The sequence below is a fragment of the Mesorhizobium sp. RCAM 05099 genome (assembly GCF_059683685.1).
Genome location: NZ_CM185035.1, coordinates 450,985 through 476,652, shown reverse-complemented (window position 1 = coordinate 476,652; position 25,668 = coordinate 450,985). Strand labels below are relative to the sequence as shown.

Sequence of the window (25,668 nt, the reverse complement as noted above, 5' to 3'; positions counted from 1 at the left end):
TCGAAAAGCGTGCTCAGCACCGACTCCGCCGCCCCGGGAAAGACTTCATGAGCAATCATCTGTTCGATGCGTTCCGTTCCAGGATGCCGGCGCCGGGCCGCCTGTTGATGGAAACCGATGACGGGCGCTCGCTCACCTATGGCGACATGCTGGCGCGGTCGGCGCAGCTGGCACACGCGCTTTTGCAACTGGGCGTCGAGCCGGGAGACCGGGTAGCCGTCCAGGTCGAGAAGAGCCCGGAGGCGATCCTGCTCTATCTCGCCTGCCTGCGTGCCGGTGCCGTCTTCCTGCCCCTCAACACCGCCTACACACTGGCCGAGCTGGAGTATTTCTTCGGCGATGCCGGACCCCGACTGGTCGTCTGTGATCCGGCAAGGGCGGCCGACATCGAAGCGCTGGCGCAAAGGGCGGGCGCTACCACCGTCACGCTCGACGGCAAGGGCGAGGGATCGCTGACCGATCAGGCCTCGCGGCTGCCGTCGGACTTCCACGATGTGACGCGCGGCGAGGGCGACCTTGCCGCGATCCTCTACACCTCGGGAACGACCGGCCGCTCGAAAGGCGCCATGCTCAGCCACGAGAACCTCGCCTCGAACGCACGGGTGCTGGTCGATCACTGGCGCTTCACTATGGATGATGTGCTGATCCACGCGCTGCCGATCTTCCACACCCATGGCCTGTTCGTCGCCACCAACGTCATCCTGATGGCCGGTGCGTCGATGCTGTTCGAGCGGAAGTTCGACGCAGGCCGCATCGTCTCGCTGTTGCCGCGCGCAACCGTGCTGATGGGGGTGCCGACCTTCTATGTGCGCCTGCTTCAGCAGGACGGGCTGGACCGCCAGGCGGCGAAGAACATCCGCCTGTTCATTTCCGGTTCGGCGCCGTTGCTGGCCGAGACCCACAAGGCCTGGCGCGAGCGCACCGGCCACGCGATCCTCGAGCGCTACGGCATGACCGAAACCAACATGAACACCTCCAATCCCTATGACGGCGAGCGGCGCGCCGGAACGGTCGGTTTCCCCTTGCCCGGCGTATCGCTGCGCATCGCCGATCCCGACGATGGCCGGCCGCTCGCCCAGGGCGAAGTCGGCATGATCGAGGTCAAGGGTCCGAACGTCTTTTCCGGCTACTGGCGCATGCCGGAGAAGACCAGGGCGGAATTCCGCGCCGACGGCTTCTTCATATCAGGCGATCTCGGCATGATCGACGGCGACGGCTATGTCCACATCGTCGGCCGCGGCAAGGACCTGATCATTTCCGGCGGTTACAACATCTATCCGAAGGAACTCGAAAGCGAGATCGACGCGCTTGACGGGGTCACGGAAAGCGCCGTCATCGGTGTTGCCCATCCGGATTTCGGCGAAGGCGTCACCGCAGTGGTCGTGCGTGCGCCGGCCTCGCGGATCACCGGGGCCGAGATCCTCGGCGCCATCGCCGAAAGAGTGGCGAAGTACAAGCACCCGAAGCAGGTGATCTTCGTCGACGAACTGCCACGCAACACGATGGGCAAGGTGCAGAAGAATCTCTTGCGCGAGACCTACAAGGATCTCTACGCATCCTAGAGCAATTCCAGGAAAAGTGTGGAACGGTTTTCCGTCCGGAATTGCGTCAAAACAAAGAGTTAGAGCGGTTTGCCGTTTCCGTGAAACGGTGAACTGCTCTAGTTGCGTGCTGAATGGTGCCGCCTTCCAGCTTACCGAGTGCCTGAACCCCACAAGGCGCGCTTCAGCAGGCCGCGTTTGCGCTTGCGCGGGACGAGGTCGATATCGCTGACAAGTTTGGCGCCGCCTTCGCGCCGTTCCAGGGTGATCTTGCGGCTGTGGAAGGCTTCCAGCTCGGCGCGGTGTGCAACGCTGACGATGGTGATATCGGGCAATTCGCGGATCACCGTCGCCATCATGTTGTCCTGGCTTTTCTCGTCGAGCGCCGAGGTCGCTTCATCCAGCACGACGATATCGGGGCGATGCAGCAGCAGGCGCGCGAAGGCGAGGCGCTGCTTTTCGCCGCCCGACAGCGTCTGGTCCCACGGCGCTTCTTCCTTGATCCTGTCGGTGAGATAACCGAGGCCCACACTGTCGAGGGCAGCCTTGATCTGTTTGGCTGTCCAATTATCCGCCGCCGCGGGGTAGGCGACCACGCGGCGCAGCGTCCCCGAGGGAATGTAGGGCCGCTGCGGCAACATGAACAATCGCCTGTCGGGGTGGAAGTTGACGCTGCCGCTCCCCCAGGGCCACAGGCCGGCGATCGCCCGCACCAGCGTTGACTTGCCCGAGCCGGATTCGCCGGACACCAGCACGCGCTCGCCCGGTTCGATCACCACCTCGGTTTCCTTGACCACGGAGGTGCCGTCGTCGAGCGTCACCGAGAGCTCGTCGAGGGAGAGCATTGCATCGCCCTTGGTCTCGCCGTGTTTGATGCGCCCCAGATCATTGCTCTGTTCCGCACGCTCCAACCCGTCGAGCGACATCATCAGCGAGGCGATGCGGCGCGCGGAGGCGTTCCAGTCGGCGAGACGCGGGTAGTTGTCGACCAGCCAGCCGAACGCCCCCTGCACGATGGCGAAGGCGGAGGCCGCCTGCATCACCTGTCCGAGCGACATTGAGCCTTCGAGAAACTTCGGCGCACACAGCAGAACCGGTACGACGGGCGCAAACAGGCTCGAGCCCTGCGACACCACCGCCGTGCGCATGTGCTGGCCGGTCAACCGCGCCCATTGCTTGAGCGCACCGGCGAACGTCTTGTGGATGCCGCTGCTTTCCTCCTCCTCGCCGCCAAGCAGGGCGATGCTCTCGCCGTTTTCACGCACGCGCGTCAGCACGTAACGGAATTCAGCTTCCGCCTGGTTCTTCTTCTCCGAGAGCTGAACAAAATCGCGGCCGATGACGAACATCGAGGTGGAGGTAATCGCCGCATAAACCACCGCCGTGATGACGAGGAAGCCGGGCACGGTGAAGGTCGAGCCTCCCAACGTGAAGCTCAAGGCCCCGCCGATCGTCCAAAGCACCACGATGAAGGTTGAGGCCGAGAGGGTGGCGACAATCACGCCGGCGACGAAATCGACGGGCGACTCGGTGGCGACCCGCAGATCTTCCGAGAGGCGGGCCTCGGGGTTCTGGTGGTCGCCTTTCACGAGGTTCAGCTGATAGTAGCGGCCGTTGGCGAGCCAGCGCGCTATGACCGAGGTCGTCAGCCGGGAGCGCCAGCGGCGCTGCATGGTCATGCGCAGGTAGACCTGCACGACGACAAGGCTGATGCTGCCAAGCACGAGCGGCACGAACACCGCGCTCAGGAAGTAGACGGTGTGGGCGTCGCGCTTCTCGATCGCGTCGAAGATGGCGCGGTTCCAGACATTGATCCCATACTGGAAGACGACATTGATGCTGATCAGGATCAACAGCCCGATGGTCAACGGCCAGGCGAGCTTGTCACCGTGCCGTCCCCAATAACCGCGCCCGCTGATCCAGAAACGCTTCAGCAGATATTTCTTGCGCGCCTGTTCTGCCCCCTCGGCCGTCAACTGTGGATCGGGTTCGACGGCTTCCGGAGGCGGCGGAGTCTCGCCGACAGCCTCGGAAGCTGCCGCTTCGACGGTCGATGCCTCCTTCTCGTGTGGCTTCTTTTCGCGCGGAGCCTCGTCGTTCGACTTCGCATCACCCGACTTTGCTGGTCGCGCCTTTGCCCTACGCGGCTCGGGGGTGCCACGCGGCTTGATGCCGTCGGCCGGTTTCGATCTGGGTTTCGCGTCGGACATTCGCCCCGACAACGGCCTCGAAATCAAAAGGTTTCATGACGTCCGCTTGCGATGACAACTATCAAGAGAGCCTGTCACTTCGGGTACAGCAACCCGACGGCATGGTCGGCGATCGACAGGCTTGCCGTCAGGCCGGGACTCTCGATGCCGAACAGGTTGACGATTCGCCCGGCGCCATGGTCAGCCGGACCCTGGATCATGAAATCGGCCGCCGGTTGGCCCGGGCCGGATAGTTTCGGCCTGATTCCGGCATAGGCCGGCTGCAGGGCTCCGTCGCCAAGCTCGGGCCAATAGCGCCGGATCGCCTCGTAGAAGACGGCGCTTCGGCCCGGATCGACCGTGTAATCGATACGATCGATCCATTCGACGTCGGGCCCGAAGCGGGCACTGCCGCCCAGGTCGAGCGTCAGATGGACGCCAAGGCCACCTTCGACCGGAACCGGATAGATCAGCCGCGAAAAAGGCGACCGGCCTGGAAGCGCGAAGTAGTTTCCGCGCGCCAGCCACTGCCGGGGGATCAGATCCCTTGGGAAACCGTCGATGCGGCCGGCTACGGCCTGCGCATCGAGGCCCGTGGCATTGATGAAGGCATGGGCCTTCAAGGCGAAGGTCTTGCCACTGGTATCGCGCGTGTCGATCCGGATCCCGTCGGCTTCGATCGTCGCCCCCGCAACGACGGTTAGGAAGGCGAAGGACGCACCGGCGGCCTCGGCGTCGCCGCGCAGCGACAGCATCAGCGCATGGCTGTCGACAATGCCGGTCGACGGCGACAGCAAGGCGGCGGCGCATGTCAGTGCCGGTTCCAGGCTTTCGGCCTCGCCGCGCGTCAAAAGCTCGAGATCGTCGACCCCACAGCGTCGCGCATTGGCCTGGATCGCCCGCAACCCATCCATTTGGCCGGGCTCGCTGGCGACGATCAGCTTGCCGGTGCGCTTGTGGGCGACGTCGTGCTCGGCGCAATAAGCGTAAAGCCGCAGGCGGCCTTCGACGCAGAGCCGGGCTTTCAGGCTTCCCGGCGCATAATGGAGTCCGGCATGGATGACTTCGGAATTGCGCGAACTGGTGACGGTGCCGATCGCATCGGCCTTGTCGATCACCACCACCTCGCGGCCCGCCAAAGCGAGCGCCCCGGCGATGGCGAGCCCGACGACGCCGGCTCCGGCGACAACACAGTCGATTGCCTGCATGAGCTCGCCTTCAGTGTGAAGCGCTGGCCTCGAACACCGTCTTGCCGCCGATCCAGACTTGTCCGATATCGAGATCGTCCGACAACGCGACAATATCCGCCGCCGTGCCGTTGGCGAAACGCCCCAGCCGGTGCGACTGGCCGATCGCTTGCGCCGGATAGAGCGAGGCCATGCGCAACGCCTCCGACAGGTCCAGCCCGATAACGCGGTGGACGTATCGAACAGCCGAGATCATGTCGAGATCCGCACCCGCCAGCGTGCCGTCGGCGAGCCGCAGGCTGCCATCCTTGCGGTAGATGATGCGGCCGTTCAGCGTGAATGAGGTCATGTCGGTGCCGATCGTCGCCATGGCATCGGTGACCAGCACGATCCTCGCCGGTCCCTGCTTGGCGCGCAGCGCGACCTTGATGGTGACGGGATCGACATGGATGCCGTCGGCGATCAACCCGGCGGACAATGTGCCGATGTCGATGGCCGCGCCCGCCAGTCCCGGCTCGCGATTGCCGATCTGGCTCATCGCGTTGAACAGATGGGTGACCATCGAAGCGCCGGCGGCGGCAAAGGTGCTGGCCGTGGCGTAGCCGGTGTCGGAATGGCCAAGGCTGACGATGACGCCCGCCTTGGCGAGCGCCGCGACGCGTGCCGGTTCGACGGATTCGGGCGCTATCGTGGTGAGCAGCACCGGCAATTTGTGCCGCGCCGCGATCAGCATCGCCTCGTCCTTGTCCGTCATTGGCCGGATCAGCGCCGGATCATGCGCGCCCTTGCGGGCGATCGACAGATGCGGTCCCTCGAGATGCAGGCCGAGGAAGCCCGGCACCTTCCGCAGCGACGCTGCTTCGCCGGCGGCGACGGCGGCGGCGGTAATCGCGGGCGTATCGGTGATCAGCGTCGGCAGCAGCGCCGTCGTGCCGAAGGGCGCATGCGCCTTGCAGATGATCTCGATCGACGCGACATCGGGGTGGTCGTTGAGCATGACGCCGCCGCCGCCATTGACCTGCAGGTCGACGAAGCCGGGCGCCAGCGTGCCGCCGCCGGTGTCGACGACGCGAATGTCGGAGGGGATGGCGCCTGTGGGAAGAATAGCCTCGACGAGGCCGTCGCGCACGACAAGCGCTGCGCCTTCATGCCAGTCGTCGCCATCGAATATCCGGGCGCCGGTCAGGGCAAAACGGTCGCTCATACGGTCTCCGTCACCTTGCGAAGATTGCGCGGCGTGTCCGGATCAAGGCCGCGATGGCGGGCAAAGGCCTCGACGAACACATAGAAGGACACGATCAGCGTCAGCGGATCGGTCAGCGGGTGACCGGTGGCGACATGCGGCAGGCGCACGGCGCGATTGGCAAGCATCGAGGTGATGAAGACCGGCGCCCCCTTGGCGGCCAGGCTGTCGGCGGCTTCGGCGACCGACGGCTCGGACGCGTCGCGCGCGGCCAGCGCCAGCACCGGGAAATCGGGACCGATCAGCGCCAGCGGGCCATGCATGACTTCGGCGGCACTGTAGGCCTCGGCATGCATGCCGCAGGTCTCCTTGAACTTCAGCGCCGCCTCGTTGGCCATCGCCGCCGACGGTCCACGGCCGAGGATGAACAGCGACTTCTGCTTGTCGATCGTTTCGGCCAGCACCGTCATCCAGTCGCAGCCGATCGCCTTGCTGAAATGCTCGGGCAAGCTGGCGAGCGCCTTGAGAAGCGCCTCGTCGCCAGTGGAATGCGCCATCAAGGCGAGACCGGCGACGGCGGAATTGACGAAGGTCTTGGTTGCCGCGACGCTGCGCTCGGGGCCCGCCAGGATATCGATCGCATAGTCCGAGGCGCGCGCCAGCGGCGAATCGGCGGTGTTGGTGATGGCGATGGTCAGCGCGCCGCCGGCCCGTGCGGCTTCGGCCATGGCAACGATGTCGGGGCTCTTGCCCGACTGCGAGATCGCCAGGCAGGCAGAGCCTGCCAGCCTGAGCTTGGCGCCATAGATCGAGGCGATCGACGGACCGACCGAGGCGACGGCCAGGCCCGCAGTCAGCTCGACGGCATATTTCATGAACGTGGCGGCATGGTCGGACGAGCCACGCGCCACGGTGACGACAAACTGTGGGTCGCGTTCGCGGATGCCACGTCCGGCCTCGGTCAACACGGCGCCGGAGCCGTCGAGCAGGCGGGCGACGGCTTGCGGGATCTCTTCGATCTCGCGCCGCATATGGGTCATCTCTGTCGGCTCTACGCTCATGGTCGGCCCTCTTCGCTCGGCCCTGTCAGCCGCAGTTCGGCGACGAAATCATAGGCGTCGCCCCTGTAGATGGAGCGGGTGAATTCGATCACCTTGCCGCTCGCCAGATAGGAAATGCGTTCGATGTGCAGGCCGGCGATGCCGGGCGGCACTTCGAGCAGGCGCGCGTCGCTGTCGCCGAGATTGGCGGCGGAAATGCGCTGCACCGCCCGCACCGGACGGTTGCCGGTCAATTCCAGCGCCGCATAGAGCGAGGAGCCTATTCCCGCCGGGTCGGGCAACACGCTAGCCGACAGCGAGGCGCGTTCGATCGCCAGCGGCGTGTCGTTGGCAATGCGCAGGCGCGCCACGCGCGCCACAAGTTCGCTCGACGACAGGCCGAGCACCATCATCTCGTCGGGCGAGGGCGCGTAAAGGCCGCGGTCGAGCCAGGCCGATCGCACCGCCATGCCGCGCCGCGCCATGTCCTCGGTGAAGGATGTCAGCCGCGACAGCGACTGCTCGACGCGCTCCATGCGCGGCGCCACGAACGTGCCGGAGCCGTGGCGCTGGACCAGGATGCCGCCCTTGACCAGGTCCTGCACCGCCTTGCGCACGGTGACCCGCGAAATGTCGGCCTTGGTGGCGATATCGCGCTCGGAAGGCAGCGCGTCGCCCGGCCCGATCAGGCCGCGATTGACGGCATCCTCGATGCTCTTGCGAAGCTGCAGATAAAGCGGCGCGCCGCTTTGCGACGACTGTTTCAGCGTGGCGAAGATCTGGTCGGCGGCGTCGCTCATCGCGCTGCCTCCGCCGGTCTGGCGAAAAGGCGTACCGCCATCTGCACGGCGCCGCCCAGTGCGTCGTCGAGCGGCGGCTTCAGCAATGCCCGGTAGCGCGCCGACAGGCGCGGCGCGTAGAGCGGCGCCAGCCCGCCGAGCAGGCACAGCGGCGCGTCGTCCGCAAGGTCGAGCGCGCCGAGCGAGGCCTCGACGTCGGTGATCGCCCTGTCGAGGATCCAGTTGGCGACGCTGTCGCCCTTCTCGGCGTGCTCGAACACTTTGGGCGCGAAGCCGCCGAAATCGCCTGGCTTGGCGTTGGTGGTGAATTCGACCACGTCCTCCGGGTTGTTGCGGAAGACGGCGAGCATGCTCTGCGTCAGCGGCGAACCCGCGCGGACGCCGTCATAGGCGAGCAGCGTCTGTTCGAGCAGGTCGCGGCCGATGCGGGCACCGCTGCCCTGGTCGCCGACCTGGAAACCCCAGCCGCCGATGGCGCGCGACCTGCCGTTCTTGCGCGCCATGTAGGCGGTACCCGTGCCGAGGATCGCCATGGCGCCGTCACCGGAGCCGACAGCCCCCTCGAGTGCGATTTCGGCGTCGGTCTCGACGCGGCTGATGCTGAACGGCAGGATTGCTTCGAGTTGCTGCCGGTAGGTGCCGACATTGGCGCCGGCGAGGCCGAGAATGGCCGGCGTTTGCGGGATCTGGTCCGGGTCCTGCCCAGCAGCGATGAACGCCTGCCGCGCGGCCTCGACGATGTTCGATCGAGCGCCGGTGAGGTCGGTGCGGATATTGGCGGCGCCGCTCTTGGCGCGGCCGATGACCGCGCCTTCCACCGTCGCCAAGGCAGCCCTGCAGCTGGTGCCGCCGCCATCGATACCGAGCACGAAATTCACGTGATTTCTCCTCCGGGCGGATAATACCAATAAAATACCAATAGCCAAGGGTTAATTTCCGTTTCAAAAAGATTAAGGCGTATTTTATTGAAAAACCTAGGTATTTCGTTGGCTCAGCGATTTCCGACTCGGGAATTCGTTAATGCGTGTGGACAAGTGGTATTTTTTTGGTATTGTTCTGGTATTGGAGGAACCGGGATGGCCGAAACGCGCACCGAAGCGCTTCACCAGAATGCCGAGGGTCTGGATATCCAGGCTCCCGACGCCATCCTTGCTTCGTTGGCCGATGCGCAGATCGAAGCCGCAAAGGTCGTACGCCAAGCCATTCCGTCCATCGCCAGGGCAGCCGAGATCATCGCCGGCAGGCTGAAGAGCGGCGGCAAGCTTGCCTACGCGGCAGCCGGCAGTTCCGGCCTGATGGCATTGGCCGATGCGCTTGAACTGCCTGGCACGTTCGGCATTCACCGCGACCGCATCGCCATCCTGATCGCTGGCGGCGACGCGGCTTTCACGACACTGGCCGGCGGGCCCGAAGACGATACCGAGGAGGCTGCGACAGCCGTCGCCAATGCCGGCATTGGCGCGGGCGATTGTCTGATCGCTGTCTCCGCCAGCGGCACGACGCCCTATGCGGTGCGGGCTGTCGAGGATGCGCGGCGGCGGGGTGCTGCCACCATCGGTATCGCCAACAACCGCGATTCGCTGCTGCTCCGGCAGGCCGAAACCGCCATCCTGCTGGAAACGCCGCCGGAGCTGATCGCCGGCTCGACCCGCATGGGCGCGGGCACCGCTCAGAAAATCGCGCTCAACATGCTGTCGACATTGACCGCCGTCCATCTCGGTCACGTGCATGACGGCTACATGGTCAATCTCATGGCCGACAACATCAAGCTGCGCGATCGCGCGGCGCGCATTGTCGCCGCCATCAGCGGGCGGGGCAGGGACGAAGCCGCCCGGCTGCTCGAAAAGAGCGGCGGCGCGGTCAAGACCGCCATTCTGCTCGCCGCCGGCGCCGACAGCGCCGATGCGGCCGAGAAGATACTGGAAGAGGCCGGCCAGAAGCTGCGGCCGGCCCTTTCCGCGATCGAGGGGAGCAAGGGGCGCACTGCCTCCGTTCTCATCAAAACCGAACCTGAAAAAGGTCAACAGGGAGACTGAGCATGACAACGAAACTACTGACGGCACTGCTTCTGGGCACCAGCATTCTCGGCACGGCCGGGATGGCTTCTGCCGCAGACGTAACGCTCAACATCGAAAGCTGGCGCGGCGACGACCTTGCCATCTGGAAGGACAAGCTGATCCCGGCTTTCGAAGCCAAGAACCCGGGCATCAAGGTGGTGTTCGCCCCGTCGGCGCCGACCGAATACGACGCCGCGCTCGGCGCCAAGCTCGCCGCCGGTTCGGCGGGCGACCTGATCACCTGCCGCCCGTTCGACAAGTCGCTTGAACTCTACAAGAAGGGCAACCTCGCCGACCTCTCGGCGCTGCCCGGCATGGAGAATTTCTCGCCCGTAGCCAAGGCCGCCTGGCAGACCGACGACGGCAAGGCGAGCTTCTGCGTGCCGATGGCCTCCGTCATCCACGGCTTCATCTACAACAAGGACGCCTTCGACAAGCTCGGCATCAAGGTGCCGCAGACCCGCGACGAATTCTTCGCCGCGCTCGACAAGATCAAGGCCGATGGCACCTACATCCCGATGGCCATGGGCACCAAGGATCTCTGGGAAGCCGCGACCATGGGCTACCAGAACATCGGTCCCAACTACTGGAAGGGCGAGGACGGCCGCGCAGCACTGATCAAGGGCGATCAGAAGCTGACCGACAAGGACTGGGTCGCGCCGTATGAGGAACTGGCCAAGTGGAAGCCCTACCTCGGCGACGGTTTCGAAGCCCAGACCTACCCAGACAGTCAGAACCTGTTCACCCTTGGCCGCGCCGCCATCTACCCGGCCGGCTCGTGGGAGATCGGCCTGTTCAACACCCAGGCCCAGTTCAAGATGGGCGCCTTCCCGCCGCCGGTCGAGAAGGCCGGCGACACCTGCTACATCTCCGACCATACCGATATCGGCATGGGCCTGAATGCGGCTTCGAAGAACGCCGACGCCGCCAAGACCTTCCTGTCCTGGGTCGCCTCGCCGGACTTCGCCACCATCTACGCCAACGCGCTGCCGGGCTTCTTCAGCCTGAACTCCTCGCCGGTGAAGATGGAAGACCCGCTGGCGCAGGAATTCGTCTCCTGGCGCGGCAAGTGCAAGTCGACGATCCGCTCGACCTACCAGATCTTGTCGCGCGGCACGCCGAACCTCGAGAACGAGACATGGGTTGAATCGGCCAACGTCATCAACGGCACCGACACGCCGGAAGCTGCCGCCAAGAAGCTGCAGACCGGTCTCGACAGCTGGTACAAGCCGGCCAAGTAAGAGCTCAGGCAACGAAGCCGGCCGGGCGCAGGCCTGGCCGGTTTCGGACTATCCTGGTTTTCAGGCTGTGATTGTCGGCGTGGCCTCTCGGCCTTACCCTCTGCGTAGGGAAAGGCGAAGCTGACCTGTCACAGGCCTTTGTCCTTCCCGCACGGGAAGGAATCCGGGCAGTGCATCGAGGCATCATCTAGCATCGACACCATTTGGAACCGAGAGACGGCGGGGACCGAACTCATGGCCGCAGAAACACGACCGAAACGACCGACTCGCTGGCACATCGGCGTCTTCCTGGCGCCGGCGCTGCTCGTCTACACGGCGATCATGATCCTGCCGCTCGCCGGCACGCTGCAGCTCTCGCTGTTCCGCAACATCGAGCAGCACCAGATCTTCGTCGGGCTGGAAAATTTCCGCACGCTGTTCGGCGATCCTAACTGGTCGGTGGGTTTCTGGAACGCACTCAGGAACAACACCTGGTTCTTCATCATCCACATGCTGGTGCAGAACCCGATCGGCGTCATGCTGGCGGCCTTGCTGTCCAGCCCGAGGCTGAGATTCGCCGCCTTCTACCGCACGGCGATCTTCGTGCCGACCATCCTGTCCTTCGTCATCGTCGGCTTTGCCTGGAAGCTGATCCTGTCGCCGCTGTGGGGCGTGGCGCCGCATATGATGGACCTGGTCGGCCTGAAGAGCCTGTTCACGCCATGGCTTGGCAAGGAGCAGTATGCGCTGACGGCGCTCAGCCTGATCTCGGTGTGGCAGTTCGTCGGCATCCCGATGATGCTGATCTACGCTGCACTGCTGTCGATCCCCGAAGAGGTGATCGAGGCGGCCGAATGCGACGGCATCACCGGCATGTCGCAGTTCTGGAAGATCAAGCTGCCGCTGATCCTGCCGTCGATCGGCATCATCTCGATCCTCACCTTCGTCGGCAATTTCAACGCCTTCGACCTGATCTACACCGCGCAAGGGGCGCTCGCCGGGCCGAACTATTCCACCGACATTCTCGGCACCTTCCTCTACCGCGCCTTCTTCGGCTTCCAGTTGCAGGTCGGCGACCCCAACATGGGCGCGGCGATCGCCACGATGATGTTCCTGATCATCCTTGGCGGCGTCTGCGTCTATCTCTTCCTCGTCCAGACGCGCCTGCGTCGCTACCAGTTCTGAGGGGCGAGAGATGAGCACCGCCACCCGTTCCCTGCCCCGCACCATCGGCGCCCACGCGATCCTGTTGACCTACACGGCGATCGCGCTGTTCCCGGTGATCCTGGTGATCATGAATTCGTTCAAGTCGCGCGCGGGCATCTTCGGCGCGCCGCTGACGCCACCGACGCCGAAAACCTTCGACCTGATCGGCTACACCACCGTGATCGGCCAGGGCGACTTCATCCACTATTTCCAGAACAGCCTCGTCGTCACCGTCGCCTCGTTGTTCTTCGTGCTTTTGTTCGGCGCCATGGCCGCGTTTGCGCTGTCGGAGTATCGCTTTCGCGGCAATTCGCTGATGGGCCTCTATCTGGCGCTCGGCATCATGATCCCGATCCGGCTGGGCACCGTCGCCATCCTGCAACTGATGGTGGCAAGCGGGCTGGTCAACACGCTGACGGCGCTGATCCTGGTCTACACCGCGCAAGGGCTGCCGCTCGCCGTCTTCATCCTGTCGGAATTCATGAAGCAGGTGTCCGACGACCTGAAGAATGCCGGCCGCATAGACGGGCTGTCGGAATACACCATCTTCTTCCGCCTGGTGCTGCCGCTGGTGCGGCCATCGATGGCGACGGTCGCCGTCTTCACCATGATCCCGATCTGGAACGATCTGTGGTTCCCGCTGATCCTGGCGCCGTCGGAAGAGACCAAGACGGTGACGCTCGGCGCCCAGCTGTTCCTCGGCCAGTTCGTCACCAACTGGAACGCCATCCTGGCAGCGCTGTCGCTGGCGATCATGCCGGTCCTGATCCTCTACGTCATCTTCTCGCGGCAGCTGATCCGCGGCATTACCTCCGGAGCCGTCAAGTGAGTTCGCAAAGTCCCCTTCGCGTCGTCGTCGCCGGTCTCGGCAATATGGGCCGCAGCCATGCGCTGGGCTATCACACCAATCCGGGCTTCGAGATCGCGGCCCTGATCAACCGTTCCGACGTGCCGCTGCCTGACGGGCTGTCCAACTATGGCATCAGGCGCTCCTTCGACGAGGCGCTGCGCGACGAAAAGCCTGACGTCGCCTGTATCGCCACCTATTCCGACAGCCATGCCGATTATGCGGTCAAGGCGTTCGAGGCTGGCTGCCATGTCTTCGTCGAGAAGCCGCTGGCCACCACGGTGGCGGATGCAAAGCGAGTCGTCGCGGCCGCCAAGGCCAATGGCAGGAAGCTGGTGATCGGCTACATCCTGCGCCATCATCCGTCCTGGATCAGGCTGATCGCCGAGGCGCGCAAGCTCGGCGGCCCTTACGTCTTCCGCATGAACCTCAACCAGCAATCCTCGGGCCATACCTGGGAGACGCACAAGCAGTTGATGCAGACGACCTCGCCGATCGTCGACTGCGGCGTGCACTATCTCGACGTCATGCTGCAGATCACCGACGCCAAACCGGTCGAGGTGCGCGGCATGGGGGTGCGGCTGACCGACGAGGTTGCGCCCACGATGTACAATTACGGCCATCTGCAGGTGCTGTTCGACGACGGTTCGGTCGGATGGTACGAAGCCGGTTGGGGACCGATGATTTCGGAGACGGCTTTCTTCGTGAAGGACGTCATTTCGCCGAATGGCTGCGTGTCGATCGTCATGAAGGAAGGTGTGAAGTCCGACGACATCGACACCCACACCAAGACCTCGACCATCCGCCTGCACAGTGCCGCAACCGGCCCGGATGGCAAATTCGTGAAGCAGGACGAGATGCTGTCGATGCAGGGCGAGCCCGGCCATCAGGACCTTTGCGATCTCGAACAGGCCTTCGTGCTGAAGGCGATCCGCGAGGATCTCGATCTCACCAGACACATGGACGATGCGGTCAGATCGCTCGCCGTCTGCCTTGCCGCCGATGAGAGCGTGCGCAGCGGCGCCCCAGTCAAGCTCTAGGACGAGTCAAACTCTAACGACAGGAACGAAGCCGTGGGCTCGCTGAAAATCGAGAATGTGAAGAAGGCCTTCGGGCCGGTCGAGGTGTTGAAGGGCATCAACCTCGAAGTGACGGATGGCGAATTCGTCGTCTTCGTCGGCCCTTCGGGCTGCGGCAAGTCGACCTTGCTCAGGGTCATCGCCGGGCTGGAGGATTCGACCTCGGGCCGGGTGGTCATCGACGGCGAGGATGTCTCGGCCACGCCGCCGGCCAAGCGCGGCATTGCCATGGTGTTCCAGACCTATGCGCTCTATCCGCATCTGACGGTGAAGAACAATATGGGCCTTGGCCTCAAGCAGGCGGGCACGCCCACGGCCGAGATCGAGCGGCGCATCGGCATCGCCTCGGCGATGCTGTCGCTGGAACCCTATCTCGAAAGGCGTCCGGCCGAACTGTCCGGCGGCCAGCGCCAGCGCGTCGCCATCGGTCGCGCCGTGGTGCGCGAGCCCAAGCTGTTCCTGTTCGACGAGCCGCTATCGAACCTCGACGCCGCGCTACGCGTCAACACGCGGCTCGAGATCGCGCAGCTGCACCGCCGGCTGAAGGCGACAATGATCTACGTCACCCACGACCAGGTCGAGGCGATGACGCTGGCCGACAAGATCGTGGTGTTGAACGCAGGCAGGATCGAGCAGATCGGTGGCCCGATGGAGCTCTACAATTCGCCGGCAAATGAGTTCGTCGCCGGCTTCATCGGCTCGCCGAAGATGAATTTCATCGATGGTGCCCGTCTCGGCGAGACGGCCAAGACCATCGGCGTGCGGCCTGAACACCTGACGGTTGATCCGAAGTCGGGCAGCTGGAAGGGCACGGTGGTGCACGCCGAGCATCTCGGCGCCGACACCAACCTCTATCTCGACTGCGAAAAGGCCGGGCTGATCACCGTGCGCATCTTCGGTGTCTACGACGCCGAGCCGGGCGCCACGCTCTATGCGACGCCGGATCCGGCGAAGACGTATCGGTTTGGCGCGGATGGGAAGGTATTGAAGTAGTCTCGCAGCGGAGAGTCGGCGCTGCCCCTCACCCTTGTGCGAACCGGAGGAGCATGGCCTGCCGGATCGCTTCAGAAGCGACAATGGCCCGCCCTTCGCATCGGCCGGCGTCACCGGCTGACGCCGCTTTCGGTGCGCTTCATCAAGCTCGGCATCACTCTGGAGCGGATCGCGCCCGGCAAGCCGCAGCAGAACGGACGCCATGAGCGCTTCCATCCGACCATGCTGCCGCTGGCCGAAGCACCGGAGGCCGACAGGATGGCCCAGGGGCAGGCCTTCGAGGTCTTCCGGCGCAGCTACAATGAAGAGCGTCCGCATGAAGCGCTGGCCATGGACACTCCAGCGCAGCAGTACCGTTCGTCACAGCGCGCCATGCCAAGGGCGACGCCCGAGCCGGATTATCCGGCCGAGGCCGCGGTCCGCCGCGTGCGCCACAAAGGCGAGATCAGGTGGAATGGCGGCTTCGTCTATGTCTCACAGACGCTGGCTGGCGAAGCGGTCGCTGCCACGGAAACCGCGGACGGCCAATGGGCCCTCGGCATCATCGATACGAGGCGTATGAAGCTTGTCCGCCGCGGCGTCGCGCCAACCAAACCGCTCGGCGCTGCGGCGGACGCATAGGGGGAGAACTGTTACCCATCTATCCGGTTCAAAGTGTTACCCATCTATCGGCTGGACAGACACACTGGCAACACTTCCTTACTTCGGTTAGCCTCCCCGGAATTCCTTGGCGGAGGATGAACCTTTTTGGGCCGATCAGCGACAGAGCAGACAGGAGCCAGGCGGCTCGACCGGCCATGACGGCAGCGACGGAGACCGATCGCGCGCTTGTCGACCGGGTCGCGAAGGGCGACCGTGCCGCCGTGCGGCTCCTGTTCATGCGTCACCACGCGCGGGTCTACCGCTTCGTGGCGCGCCAGACGGGATCGGAAATGATGGCTGACGATATCGCGAACGAAGTGTTCCTCGAGCTATGGCGCCAGGCGCCAGGTTTCGAAGGACGCTCCGAAGTCTCGACGTGGCTGCTCGGCATCGCCCGGTTCAAGGCGCTGTCCCTGCTGCGCAAGAAGAAGGAAGACTGGATCGACGACGAGGCCGCCGCCGCGGTGCCCGACGGCGCCGACACGCCGGAAGTCGTCACCATGAAGGAGGACAAGGCCGCCGCCTTGCGCCGCTTCGTCGACGCCTTGCCCGAAGAGCACCGCACGGTGATCGATCTTGCCTATTATCACGGGCAGTCGGTGACCGAGATCGGCGAGGTGCTCGGCATCCCGGTCGCGACCGTCAAGACCCGGATGTTTTACGCCCGCAAGAAACTCGGCGAGGCCCTCAAGGCCGCCGGTTACGACAGGGGGTGGCCATGAGCGCCGCTGAAAAGATGTCGCGCCGCGACGAAATGGAAACGCTGCTGCCGTTCTACCTGAACGGCTCGCTGGAAGGTTCGGACCTGGAAGCCGTCGAGGAATGGCTGGCCAGCGATCCGGCCGCGCTTGCCGCCCTTGGCGAGGCGGAAGCGGAATTCTCCGGCACCACGGCGGCCAACGAAGCGATCCGGCCGCCGGCCGATGCGCTCAGCCGCTTCGCCGGGGCGCTCGACGCCGAGGCCGGGCCGGCGCGGACCCCGGCAAGCTCGTCCTGGCTGGCGCAGGCCTGGGGTCGCTTCATGGCGGTGCCGGCCGGCGTCGCGTGGGCGGCGGCCGCGGTGCTGCTGGCGCTGATCATGGTGCAGTCGCTCGTCAATCCGGGCGGCAAGAGCGGCAATTTCGAGATTGCCGGTGCACAAGACGATCTGGCAAAAATGCCGTTCGCCCTGGTCAAGTTCAAGCCGGACGCGAAGATGTCGGACATCGCCGGCTTCCTCGGCGACAACGGGCTGAAGATCATCGGTGGACCGACCGCCGACGGCGTGTTCCGGCTTGGCATCCCGGCTGCCACCGCAGCCGACTACACCAAGCAACTTGGCCTTATTGCCGCCCAGCCTTTCACCGACACTGTGATCGAGGGAAGGAAACCGGTTGATGGCGGCTGAGGCGGTCATTCGATTTGCGGCAATCCTTGCGGCGGCGATGACAATCGCCGCCGTGCCTGCGTCGGCGCAGACCAATGCCGCCAATGGCGACCAGACGAAGATCGACTGCCGCGACGGCACCAATGCTGCCGGCACCGACTGCGCCACGGACGGCAGCGGCGCCAGCGACAATGCCGGTGCGGGTGCTGCCAAAGCCAGTGCCGTCTTTCTTCCCGCCCTGATCGTCGACCTGTTTCCCAATCCGGTCGCCCCTCCGGCACCGGTGCCGACGCCACGGCCAGACCCGGCGACACCGCCTGCCGACACGCAGGCCGGGCCACCGACGGGCGGCCCCATCGTCTCGCCGACCGATCTCATCGCCGTTCAGCCGCCGCGCGCGGTGGTCGGCGATTTCGTGCCCGACGAAGTGCTGGTGACCGTCGACGGGGATGCGGGCGCAGTGCAGCAGATCGCCGCTTCCTTTGGCCTGCAGGTGCGCTCGCAGCGCCAGTCCAGGCTGCTTGGCACCACGCTGGTACGCTTCGGCATTCCCGATGGCCGCCCGGTCGGCGTCGTGCTGGCGCAGCTGGCCGCCGACGGCCGCACCCAGCGGCGTGAGCCCAACCATGTCTATTCGCTGCAGCAGGCCGCCAGCATCGTCAACTATGCCTTCGACCGCATCGCGCTCGATGCCAAGCAGGCCAGCGGCGAGAACGTCCGCATCGCGGTGATCGATACCGGCATCGACGACACCAATCCGGCGTTCTCCGGCGTCATCGCCGGACAGTTCGACGCCATGCCCGACGTGCCGATCGAAAAGCGCGATCACGGCACTTCGGTCGACGGCCTGATCGCCGGGGTGGGCGCGCTGGAAGGCATGGCCCCAGGCGCCAGGATCTACCACGCCCGCGCCTTCGAGGGCGGCAAGTCGACCATGGACGTCATCCTGTCGGCGCTCGACTGGGCGGCCGACCAGGACGTCCGCATCATCAACATGAGCTTCGTCGGCCCGAGGAACGAATTGCTCGGCGCCGCCTGCCGCAATGCGCGGGCGCTCGGCATGGTGCTGGTGGCGGCGGCCGGCAACAACGGGCCGAAGGCGCCCTATGGCTATCCGGCCGCCTTCGACGGCGTCATCGCGGTGACCGCCACCGATGCCAAGGATGGGCTGATGCCGCAGGCCAATCGCGGCGCCTATGTCTTCATCTCGGCGCCCGGGGTCGAGATGGTGGCGCCGAGCGGCGCCGGTTCGGACGTGGTCACCGGCACCTCGTTCGCGGCGGCGATCGTGAGCGGCGCCATCGCCAACCTGCTCCATGCCGCGCCCGACCGTTCGGCCGACGACATCGAAAAGGCGCTCGCGGCAACGGCGAAAGATCTCGGCCCCAAGGGGCGCGATAATGATTTCGGCTATGGCCTGCTGGACACCAAGGCCGCAGGGGCGGACAAGGAGTAGCCTGCGGCGGCTCAGTTCGCGTTCTGCCGGGGACGGAGCAGAAAATAGAATGCGGCGACGTGCGTGATCATCAGCAGCGGCACATAGATGATTGGAATCGCGTAGGTGGCGCCCAGCTCACCCGCGCGTGCAGGGAGGCCGATCTGGATGGCGTGGTAGTAGTCGACGATGAGGTCGACCATCCCTACGAGATTGAAGGCGACGACGAACGGCCAGAACAGCTGAGGTATCCTCACCGTGAGCAGCGCCAGCATGGCCAGCACCCCCGTTGCGAAGTCGCCATAGGCGGCGAACACGGCGAAGCCGGCGGGCAGATTGGGGCTTACGACGCCCGGAAGGAGGAAGACGAGCCCGAAGAAGCGGAAGCTGTGCAGAGTGGCGATAGCACGTTGCGTTGCGACCCGGTCCATCGAGCCCAGCCACGGCAGACCGTATGCGCCGAAACAAAGCAGCCACGCAACATAGCCTAGAACGAGATGGATTTGGAACAACACTTCCGTGGGCATTTGGCCTCCGCTCGGCAATTGGCTTGCTCTGTCTGCAAGTTTCAATCGACTAGCTAGGCCCGCTTCCATGGTTCGACTATCCGCTGTAATCACAACAACCCATGAAGCAGAACTACACAGTCCGGCATGGTGCACTGGAGGGTGTCGAGGTGTTCCTGGCTGTCGCCAGGCGCCGCAACTTCCGCCGTGCCGCCGCCGATCTCGGCGTGACGCCGTCCGCCGTGAGCCAGGCGGTACGCGCGCTGGAAGCTCGCATGGGCGCGGCGTTGTTCGCCCGCACGACGCGGAGCGTCGGCTTGACCGAGGCTGGCCAGCGGTTCCTCGATCGTGCCGGCCCTGCCTTCGAGGAGATCGTCGCGGCCGGCGAGGCCGCCCGCGACGTCGGCCAACGGCCGACCGGGCTGCTGCGCCTGTCCGTGCCCCGCGCCGTCGTGCCGTTGATCCTTGAGCCGATGATCGCGTCGTTCTGCCGGGCCTATCCCGAGATCGAACTGGAGATCGCCGCGAGCGACGAGATGGTCGATCTCGCGGCCGGCGGGTTCGATGCCGGCATCCGGCTCGGCCAGTTCATCGCGCCGGACATGATCGCGGTGCGGCTCACGCCGCCATTCACGTTCGTCGTCGTCGGCAGTCCGGACTATCTCGATCGCCACGGCTGCCCCGAGCGTGTCGAGGATTTGCGCCACCACGCCTGCCTGCGCTTGCGCCGCTCGAACGGCGCCGTCGCGCCGTGGTCCTTCGTCGACGGCAATGGGGCGATCGAAGCGATGGTCTCGGGCCCGCTGATCGCGCACGACTATCCGACGTTGCTCGGGGCCGCGATGCAGGGCGTCGGGCTGGCGCAGACACCTCGGCCCGTCGCCGAACGTCCGATAGCCGAAGGAAAACTCAAATCGGTGCTGGACGGCGTCGCCGCCACGACGCCGGGCGTCTTCCTCTATCATCCTGGCAGGCGCCAGGTCCTGCCGAAGCTGCGCGCCTTCATCGATCACCTCAGATCCGCGACCTGAGACAATGAATGGATGCCGGAACCCTTCCTTCCGGAATACGACTTCCGGCAACCAGGACGCATGGCAATCCGAGGCACGCCGGCTACAAGCCAAGAGAGTCGCCGCTGCGGGCTGCCAGCAACCGCCGAGGATCGACCTCTGTCGTTCAGAGTGATTGAGTTTTAATCCCTCAGGCCGGCGCGCCGGCGACCGATCCCCTGACCACCAGGTCGACCGGCCAGACCTCGCCGCGGGCGCCCTCTTCCAGGCCGGAAATCCGTGCCGCCAGCCGTTCGGCGATACGCGCGCCAGCGAGGCGGATGGATGAGCGCGTCGTCGACAGCGGCACGGAGAAATTCTCAGGCCTCAGCCAGGGAAAGACGTCGTCATGGGCGATCAGCGACACGTCGCCGGGGATGGTCAGGCCGAGGTCGCGCACGGCGCGCACGACGCCGAGCGCCATGATCAGGCTGGAGCAGGCGATCGCCGTCGGCGCATCGCCCTCTTCCAGCAGACGCCGGGTGGCGCGATAGCCGTTCTCCTCGGTCATGGCCACCGAACAGACATGGCGCTCGCCCAGCTCCAGGCCACTCGCCGCCGGGGCGCGGCGCACGCCGCGCTCGCGATGGATGGCGAAGGTCTCGCGGTCGTCGCCATTGATCAGCGCCAGCCGGCGATGGCCGAGCTGGATGAGAAGCCGGGCTGCCTCGTGGAAGGCGCCCTCATTGTCGATGTCGGTGAAAGGATAGTCGAAATCCAAGCCGTCGCTGCGGCCATGCACGATGAAGGGAATGCCGAGCGTGTTGACCAGCGCCACGCGCCGGTCGGCGGGCCTTGGCGAGGAGATGTAGACGGCGTCGACCTGCCGGTTGGCGACGATGCGCCGGTAGGTCGTTTCCTGGTCGTCGGCGTCGGCCGGCGACAGCACCAGGTCGAGCTCGTGCGAACGGGCATAATCGCCGAGCCCTGACAGGAATTCGACAAAATGCGGATCGATGTCGACGGATGCACCGGTCGGCAGGACATAACCGATCATGCCGGTCTTGCCGGTCGCCAGCCGGCGCGCGCTCGGATTGGGGCGGTAGCCGTGGCGCTTGGCGGCGTCCATCACCCGCCGGCGCGTTTCCTCGTTGACCTCGGGATAGCCGTTTAGCGCGCGGCTTACCGTGGTCTGCGAAAGCGCCAGCATATGGGCGAGCTGCTTGAGGTTCACAGCAGGTCTCCGCGCCTCAAAGCGCTTTTAAATTGAATTGGCCAAGACGCCACGGTAGCGCGGCGACGCCATGAGCAACCATACGGGTGGTTTGACCAGATTTGAAACAAAAATTGCTGCTGCACCGCCATAAAAGCATGCTGCACCGCACTTTTCGACCTCGAATGGCCTTAAATTAAATCGATTAGCGCATCACCCTCTTGACTTCCGAGCGATTCAATGGCGAGATCAAAAAAGCCAAAGCGCTTTGGAAGACTCTTCGAAAGGTTGCGGTTCCTTTCCGAGTGAGTCACAGTCCTGCGGCGTCGGCGGACGGAATGGAGGTTCCGTCCGGTGTGTGTGTGACCCACTGGGAGGAATACCGATGAAGAAAATGCTTTTGCTGGGCGCCGCGTTTGTCACGCTCGCCCTGAACGTGCCCGCGCAGGCCGAACTGAAGTTCAAGCCGGGCGAGGATCCCCGCTTCGACTGGGCGAATTTTGAAGAGCTCAAGAAAGTCGACCTCAAGGGCGAGACGCTGACCATCTTCGGGCCATGGCGCGGCGAGGACGAAGGTCTGGTGCGCGGCGTTCTCGACTATTTCTCGGAAGCCACCGGCGTCGAGATCAAATACTCCTCCTCGGAGAATTACGAGCAGCAGATCGTCATCGACACGCAGGCCGGCAGCCCGCCCAACATCGCCGTGCTGCCGCAGCCCGGCCTGATCCAGGACCTGGCGTCGAAGGGCCTGCTGACGCCGCTCGGCGACGATACCGCCAAATGGGTCAAGGACAATTACGGCGCCGGCCAGTCCTGGGTCGATCTCGGCACCTTCAAGGACAAGGACGGCAAGCCGGGCTTCTTCGCTTTCCCCTACAAGGCCGACGTGAAGTCGCTGGTCTGGTACTCGCCGGACAATTTCAAGGAAGCCGGCTACACGGTTCCCAAGACGCAGGAAGAACTCGCCGATCTCGAAAAGAAGATCATCGCCGATGGCGGCAAGCCGTGGTGCATCGGGCTTGGCTCCGGCGGCGCCACCGGCTGGCCGGCGACCGACTGGGTCGAAGACCTGATGCTGCGGACCCAGACGCCCGACGTCTACGACAAGTGGGTGAAGAACGAGATCCCGTTCAACGATCCGGCGGTGGTCAACGCCATCGACATCTTCGGCAAGATCGCGACCGACGACACCATGGTCGATGGTGGCGCCAAGGCGGTTGCGGCGACCGATTTCCGCGACAGCCCGAAGGGCCTCTTCTCGGTGCCGCCGAAATGCTACCTGCACCATCAGGCATCGTTCATCCCGACCTTCTTCCCCGAAGGCACCAAGGTTGGCCAGGACGCGGACTTCTTCTACTTCCCGCCCTATGCCTCCAAGCCTGACCTGGGCACGCCCGTGCTCGGCGCCGGCACGCTGGCGATGATCACCAAGGACTCCAAGGCCGCGCGCGCCTTCATCGAATTCCTGAAGATGCCGCTCGCGCACGAGATCTGGATGGCCGAGGGCGGTTTCGTGACACCGTTCAAGGCGGTCAACAAGGCCGCCTATGCCAGCGATGCGCTGCGGAAGCAGGGCGAGATCCTCGCCAATGCCTCGACCTTCCGCTTCGACGGTTCCGACCTGATGCCGGGCAAGATCGGCGCCGGCGCCTTCTGGACCGGCATGATCGACCTGGTCGGCGGCAAGTCGGCCCAGGATGTCGCCACCGACATCCAGAAGAGCTGGGACGCGATCAAGTAGGCGGCCGGCCAAGTAGGCGGCCTGCCGGCTCGGCCACCGAACGTCCGAGCCTTTCATTCTCGCACTGGATCCGGGCCCAGCCGGCCCGGATCCGACGGCGGCCCGCGCCGCGGCCTTTCGTCATGAGCGCATCGACATGAAGCGCAAATCCGCACGTGAGAAACGTTTTGCGGCCGATCGCGCTCCACACAACTGAATCGGCGCCTGGTCCCGTCACCAAGGGCATTCAACCTTGGTGGATCATGCGCAGGGGGAGGAAACCATGGCGTCTCAGATTTTCTCGGCCATATTCGTCATCATCGTCGGGGTCGGCGGTTGCGTCGCCTATTTCTGGGGCGCCAACAAGCTGGTCGATCTGATATTCCCGTCGCGCGGCGTCGCCGGTGCCGCCGCCATCGACAATCTTCGCCGGCAGGGGCTTATCAGGCCATGGCTGTTCGTCGGTCCGGCGATGATCATCCTGACCATCTATCTGATCTATCCGGTGGTCGAGACGCTGCGGCTGTCGTTCCTCGATCGTGGCGGCGCCAATTTCGTCGGCTTCGCCAACTATGAATGGGCGTTCGGCGATCGCGAGTTCCGCAACTCGATCCTCAACAACATCATCTGGCTGGCGGTGGTTCCGGCCGCCTGCACCTTCCTCGGGCTGATCATCGCCGTGCTCACCGACAAGATCTGGTGGGGCACGATCGCCAAGAGCCTGATCTTCCTGCCGCTGGCGATCTCCTTCGTCGGCGCCAGCGTGATCTGGAAATTCATCTACGAGTATCGCGGCGAAGGCCAGACGCAGATCGGCATCCTCAACGCCGTCATCCAGCATTTCGGCGGCCAGCCGCAGGTCTGGATATCGCTGCCGTTCTGGAACAATTTCTTCCTGATGATCATCCTGATCTGGATCCAGACCGGCTTTGCCATGGTCATCCTGTCTTCCGCCCTGCGCGGCATTCCGGAGGAGACGCTGGAAGCCGCCGTCATCGACGGCGCCAACCCGTTCCAGATATTCTGGAAGATCATGGTGCCACAGATCTGGGGCACCATCGCCGTCGTCTGGACGACGATCACCATCCTGGTGCTCAAGGTGTTCGACATCGTGCTGACCATGACCAATGGCCAGTGGAACAGCCAGGTGCTGGCCAACCTGATGTTCGACTGGATGTTCCGCGGCGGCGGCGATTTCGGCCGCGGCGCCACCATCGCCATCATCATCATGATCGCGGTCATTCCGATCATGGTCTGGAACATCCGCCAGGCGAACAAAGAGACGGGAGGACATTGAGATGGCCGTCGCGACCGGAAATTCCTTCGCCAGCCGCTTTGGCGTCCACATTGCCGTGCTTGTCTTCGTCACTATCTGGACCGTCCCGACGCTCGGCATCCTGGTCTCGTCGCTGCGCGACAAGGACCAGATCATCGCCTCGGGCTGGTGGAACTCGTTCTCCAGCTCCACTCAGACGGAAGCCGGCCGCCTGCCGGCCGCCTCGACGCAGGTCGAGAAGGACGGCAAGTTCATCCTCCAGGGCAACATCTTCGGTGACGGCGCTGCCCGCAACATCAGCGCTTTCGGCGTCAAGTCGGCGGCGCCCACGCAATATACCGCCGGCAGCGTTGCCGATCTCGGCGACGGCGTGACGTTGCAGCTCAATGCCGACGGCAGCTTCGTCATGGCCTCGCCCAAGGCGTTCGAAGGCGATCGCGGCCAGCGCGTCTACTATGCCTCGTCGGCGCCGCCGAAATTCACCACCGACAACTACAAGACCGTGCTGTTTTCCGAGGGCATCGGCCGCTCGTTCATGAATTCGCTGACCGTCACCATCCCGGCGACCGTCATCCCGATCCTGATCGCCGCCTTTGCCGCCTACGCGCTGGCCTGGATGCGCTTTCCCGGCCGTGCGCTGCTGATCGCGGTCATCATCGGCCTGCTGGTGGTGCCGCTGCAGATGTCGCTGATCCCGCTTCTCAAGCTCTACAACGGCGTCGGTTCGTTCTTTGGCGTGCCGTCGAAAACCTATCTTGGCATCTGGCTGGCGCATACCGGCTTTGGCCTGCCCTTCGCGATCTACCTGTTGCGCAGCTACATTGCCGGCCTGCCGCGCGAGATCATGGAATCGGCGCGCATCGACGGCGCCAGCGATTTCGAGATCTTCGTCAAGATCGTGCTGCCGCTGTCATTTCCGGTGCTGGCCTCGTTTGCCATCTTCCAGTTCCTGTGGGTATGGAACGATCTGCTGGTGGCGATGGTTTTCCTGGGTACGGAAGCAGACCAGATCGTGCTGACGGCCAAGCTCAATGCCTTGCTTGGTTCACGCGGTGGCGATTGGGAGATCCTGACGACATCGGCCTTCGTGACCATCATCGTGCCGCTGATCGTGTTCTTCTCGCTGCAGCGCTATTTCGTCCGTGGGCTGCTTGCCGGCTCGGTGAAAGGAGGCTGAGA

Annotated in this window: 22 protein-coding genes and 1 pseudogene; 15 read left to right on the top strand and 8 right to left on the bottom strand. The window is 64.6% G+C overall.

Annotated elements, in window-relative coordinates; translation table 11 throughout:
* Nucleotides 1-47 precede the first annotated feature (47 nt).
* A complete protein-coding gene (locus tag AC56QQ_RS02280; RefSeq protein ID WP_497125400.1) occupies nt 48-1,562 on the top strand; it encodes a malonate--CoA ligase in 1,515 nt (504 codons plus the stop codon).
* A 131-nt stretch (nt 1,563-1,693) separates the two neighbouring features.
* Here the strand turns inward: AC56QQ_RS02280 and AC56QQ_RS02275 are convergent, their stop codons facing one another.
* From AC56QQ_RS02275 to AC56QQ_RS02250, 6 genes are all read right to left on the bottom strand, one after another.
* Nucleotides 1,694-3,751 (bottom strand): ABC transporter ATP-binding protein/permease, encoded by a 2,058-nt coding sequence (locus AC56QQ_RS02275; RefSeq protein WP_497125399.1) that lies wholly within the window; start codon nt 3,749-3,751, stop codon nt 1,694-1,696.
* A gap of 74 nt (nt 3,752-3,825) precedes the next feature.
* Nucleotides 3,826-4,938: an NAD(P)/FAD-dependent oxidoreductase gene (locus tag AC56QQ_RS02270; RefSeq protein ID WP_497125398.1), complete on the bottom strand. Its 1,113-nt coding sequence runs from the start codon at nt 4,936-4,938 to the stop codon at nt 3,826-3,828.
* Nucleotides 4,939-4,948: 10 nt separating this feature from the next.
* A complete protein-coding gene (gene nagA / locus AC56QQ_RS02265; RefSeq protein ID WP_497125397.1) occupies nt 4,949-6,121 on the bottom strand; it encodes an N-acetylglucosamine-6-phosphate deacetylase in 1,173 nt (390 codons plus the stop codon).
* Entirely contained in the window at nt 6,118-7,161 is a 1,044-nt protein-coding gene (locus AC56QQ_RS02260; RefSeq protein WP_489858763.1) for an SIS domain-containing protein, read from the bottom strand. The genes nagA and AC56QQ_RS02260 overlap by 4 nt, the downstream gene beginning before the upstream one ends.
* Complete coding sequence (locus AC56QQ_RS02255) at nt 7,158-7,940, bottom strand: GntR family transcriptional regulator (protein WP_096452258.1); 783 nt, start codon at nt 7,938-7,940, stop codon at nt 7,158-7,160. The genes AC56QQ_RS02260 and AC56QQ_RS02255 overlap by 4 nt, the downstream gene beginning before the upstream one ends.
* The gene (locus AC56QQ_RS02250; RefSeq protein WP_497125396.1) at nt 7,937-8,818 is read right to left on the bottom strand and encodes a glucosamine kinase nucleotide-binding domain-containing protein; all 882 of its coding nucleotides are present in this window, start codon (nt 8,816-8,818) and stop codon (nt 7,937-7,939) included. Before AC56QQ_RS02250 ends, AC56QQ_RS02255 begins: the two co-directional genes overlap by 4 nt.
* 198 nt (nt 8,819-9,016) lie before the next feature.
* Between AC56QQ_RS02250 and AC56QQ_RS02245 the strand changes: the two genes are divergently transcribed.
* The 10 genes and pseudogenes from AC56QQ_RS02245 to AC56QQ_RS02200 all read left to right on the top strand — a co-directional run bounded on the left by AC56QQ_RS02245 (nt 9,017) and on the right by AC56QQ_RS02200 (nt 18,806).
* Complete coding sequence (locus tag AC56QQ_RS02245) at nt 9,017-9,976, top strand: N-acetylmuramic acid 6-phosphate etherase (protein WP_489858764.1); 960 nt, start codon at nt 9,017-9,019, stop codon at nt 9,974-9,976.
* A 2-nt stretch (nt 9,977-9,978) separates the two neighbouring features.
* Nucleotides 9,979-11,238: an ABC transporter substrate-binding protein gene (locus AC56QQ_RS02240; RefSeq protein ID WP_489858765.1), complete on the top strand. Its 1,260-nt coding sequence runs from the start codon at nt 9,979-9,981 to the stop codon at nt 11,236-11,238.
* A 234-nt stretch (nt 11,239-11,472) separates the two neighbouring features.
* Entirely contained in the window at nt 11,473-12,402 is a 930-nt protein-coding gene (locus AC56QQ_RS02235) for a carbohydrate ABC transporter permease (protein ID WP_256752363.1), read from the top strand.
* A gap of 10 nt (nt 12,403-12,412) precedes the next feature.
* Complete coding sequence (locus tag AC56QQ_RS02230; protein ID WP_010912697.1) at nt 12,413-13,252, top strand: carbohydrate ABC transporter permease; 840 nt, start codon at nt 12,413-12,415, stop codon at nt 13,250-13,252.
* A complete protein-coding gene (locus AC56QQ_RS02225; protein ID WP_497125395.1) occupies nt 13,249-14,310 on the top strand; it encodes a Gfo/Idh/MocA family protein in 1,062 nt (353 codons plus the stop codon). The genes AC56QQ_RS02230 and AC56QQ_RS02225 overlap by 4 nt, the downstream gene beginning before the upstream one ends.
* Before the next feature lie 33 nt (nt 14,311-14,343).
* Nucleotides 14,344-15,342 carry an ABC transporter ATP-binding protein gene (locus AC56QQ_RS02220; protein ID WP_489858768.1) on the top strand — a complete coding sequence of 333 codons (999 nt, stop codon included), beginning with the start codon at nt 14,344-14,346 and terminating at the stop codon, nt 15,340-15,342.
* Nucleotides 15,343-15,388: 46 nt separating this feature from the next.
* Nucleotides 15,389-15,963: pseudogene (locus AC56QQ_RS02215) on the top strand (integrase core domain-containing protein); the annotation flags it as partial.
* 176 nt (nt 15,964-16,139) lie between these two features.
* The gene (locus AC56QQ_RS02210) at nt 16,140-16,706 is read left to right on the top strand and encodes a sigma-70 family RNA polymerase sigma factor (protein ID WP_256749249.1); all 567 of its coding nucleotides are present in this window, start codon (nt 16,140-16,142) and stop codon (nt 16,704-16,706) included.
* Nucleotides 16,703-17,371, top strand: a complete 669-nt coding sequence (locus tag AC56QQ_RS02205) for an anti-sigma factor (protein ID WP_497125394.1) — start codon at nt 16,703-16,705, stop codon at nt 17,369-17,371. The genes AC56QQ_RS02210 and AC56QQ_RS02205 overlap by 4 nt, the downstream gene beginning before the upstream one ends.
* Nucleotides 17,361-18,806, top strand: coding sequence for a S8 family serine peptidase (locus AC56QQ_RS02200; protein ID WP_497125393.1), 1,446 nt, complete (start codon nt 17,361-17,363; stop codon nt 18,804-18,806). The genes AC56QQ_RS02205 and AC56QQ_RS02200 overlap by 11 nt, the downstream gene beginning before the upstream one ends.
* A gap of 11 nt (nt 18,807-18,817) precedes the next feature.
* On the opposite strand, the gene AC56QQ_RS02195 is transcribed toward AC56QQ_RS02200, so the two are convergent.
* On the bottom strand, nt 18,818-19,312 hold the full coding sequence (locus tag AC56QQ_RS02195; RefSeq protein WP_497125392.1) for a DUF8737 domain-containing protein: 495 nt from the start codon (nt 19,310-19,312) through the stop codon (nt 18,818-18,820).
* A gap of 101 nt (nt 19,313-19,413) precedes the next feature.
* On the opposite strand from AC56QQ_RS02195, the gene AC56QQ_RS02190 reads away from it, so the two are divergent.
* A complete protein-coding gene (locus AC56QQ_RS02190) occupies nt 19,414-20,322 on the top strand; it encodes a LysR substrate-binding domain-containing protein (RefSeq protein WP_497125391.1) in 909 nt (302 codons plus the stop codon).
* Between the two features lie 169 nt (nt 20,323-20,491).
* Here the strand turns inward: AC56QQ_RS02190 and AC56QQ_RS02185 are convergent, their stop codons facing one another.
* Nucleotides 20,492-21,514 (bottom strand): LacI family DNA-binding transcriptional regulator, encoded by a 1,023-nt coding sequence (locus AC56QQ_RS02185; RefSeq protein WP_497125390.1) that lies wholly within the window; start codon nt 21,512-21,514, stop codon nt 20,492-20,494.
* A 364-nt stretch (nt 21,515-21,878) separates the two neighbouring features.
* Between AC56QQ_RS02185 and AC56QQ_RS02180 the strand changes: the two genes are divergently transcribed.
* The 3 genes from AC56QQ_RS02180 (at nt 21,879) to AC56QQ_RS02170 (ending at nt 25,666) form a co-directional block, all read left to right on the top strand.
* Complete coding sequence (locus AC56QQ_RS02180; protein ID WP_497125389.1) at nt 21,879-23,234, top strand: ABC transporter substrate-binding protein; 1,356 nt, start codon at nt 21,879-21,881, stop codon at nt 23,232-23,234.
* Between the two features lie 262 nt (nt 23,235-23,496).
* Nucleotides 23,497-24,510, top strand: coding sequence for a carbohydrate ABC transporter permease (locus AC56QQ_RS02175; protein WP_489858774.1), 1,014 nt, complete (start codon nt 23,497-23,499; stop codon nt 24,508-24,510).
* Nucleotide 24,511: 1 nt separating this feature from the next.
* The gene (locus AC56QQ_RS02170) at nt 24,512-25,666 is read left to right on the top strand and encodes a carbohydrate ABC transporter permease (RefSeq protein ID WP_489858775.1); all 1,155 of its coding nucleotides are present in this window, start codon (nt 24,512-24,514) and stop codon (nt 25,664-25,666) included.
* Nucleotides 25,667-25,668: the final 2 nt, after the last annotated feature.

Excerpts from the sequence above, each read along its gene's own strand:
- AC56QQ_RS02280 (WP_497125400.1), top strand. The coding sequence starts at position 48 with ATGAGCAATCATCTGTTCGATGCGTTCCGTTCCAGGATGCCGGCGCCG.
- AC56QQ_RS02275 (WP_497125399.1), bottom strand. The coding sequence starts at position 3,751 with ATGTCCGACGCGAAACCCAGATCGAAACCGGCCGACGGCATCAAGCCG.
- AC56QQ_RS02270 (WP_497125398.1), bottom strand. The coding sequence starts at position 4,938 with ATGCAGGCAATCGACTGTGTTGTCGCCGGAGCCGGCGTCGTCGGGCTC.
- nagA (WP_497125397.1), bottom strand. The coding sequence starts at position 6,121 with ATGAGCGACCGTTTTGCCCTGACCGGCGCCCGGATATTCGATGGCGAC.
- AC56QQ_RS02260 (WP_489858763.1), bottom strand. The coding sequence starts at position 7,161 with ATGAGCGTAGAGCCGACAGAGATGACCCATATGCGGCGCGAGATCGAA.
- AC56QQ_RS02255 (WP_096452258.1), bottom strand. The coding sequence starts at position 7,940 with ATGAGCGACGCCGCCGACCAGATCTTCGCCACGCTGAAACAGTCGTCG.
- AC56QQ_RS02245 (WP_489858764.1), top strand. The coding sequence starts at position 9,017 with ATGGCCGAAACGCGCACCGAAGCGCTTCACCAGAATGCCGAGGGTCTG.
- AC56QQ_RS02240 (WP_489858765.1), top strand. The coding sequence starts at position 9,979 with ATGACAACGAAACTACTGACGGCACTGCTTCTGGGCACCAGCATTCTC.
- AC56QQ_RS02235 (WP_256752363.1), top strand. The coding sequence starts at position 11,473 with ATGGCCGCAGAAACACGACCGAAACGACCGACTCGCTGGCACATCGGC.
- AC56QQ_RS02230 (WP_010912697.1), top strand. The coding sequence starts at position 12,413 with ATGAGCACCGCCACCCGTTCCCTGCCCCGCACCATCGGCGCCCACGCG.
- AC56QQ_RS02210 (WP_256749249.1), top strand. The coding sequence starts at position 16,140 with ATGACGGCAGCGACGGAGACCGATCGCGCGCTTGTCGACCGGGTCGCG.
- AC56QQ_RS02205 (WP_497125394.1), top strand. The coding sequence starts at position 16,703 with ATGAGCGCCGCTGAAAAGATGTCGCGCCGCGACGAAATGGAAACGCTG.
- AC56QQ_RS02200 (WP_497125393.1), top strand. The coding sequence starts at position 17,361 with ATGGCGGCTGAGGCGGTCATTCGATTTGCGGCAATCCTTGCGGCGGCG.
- AC56QQ_RS02195 (WP_497125392.1), bottom strand. The coding sequence starts at position 19,312 with ATGCCCACGGAAGTGTTGTTCCAAATCCATCTCGTTCTAGGCTATGTT.
- AC56QQ_RS02190 (WP_497125391.1), top strand. The coding sequence starts at position 19,414 with ATGAAGCAGAACTACACAGTCCGGCATGGTGCACTGGAGGGTGTCGAG.
- AC56QQ_RS02180 (WP_497125389.1), top strand. The coding sequence starts at position 21,879 with ATGAAGAAAATGCTTTTGCTGGGCGCCGCGTTTGTCACGCTCGCCCTG.
- AC56QQ_RS02175 (WP_489858774.1), top strand. The coding sequence starts at position 23,497 with ATGGCGTCTCAGATTTTCTCGGCCATATTCGTCATCATCGTCGGGGTC.
- AC56QQ_RS02170 (WP_489858775.1), top strand. The coding sequence starts at position 24,512 with ATGGCCGTCGCGACCGGAAATTCCTTCGCCAGCCGCTTTGGCGTCCAC.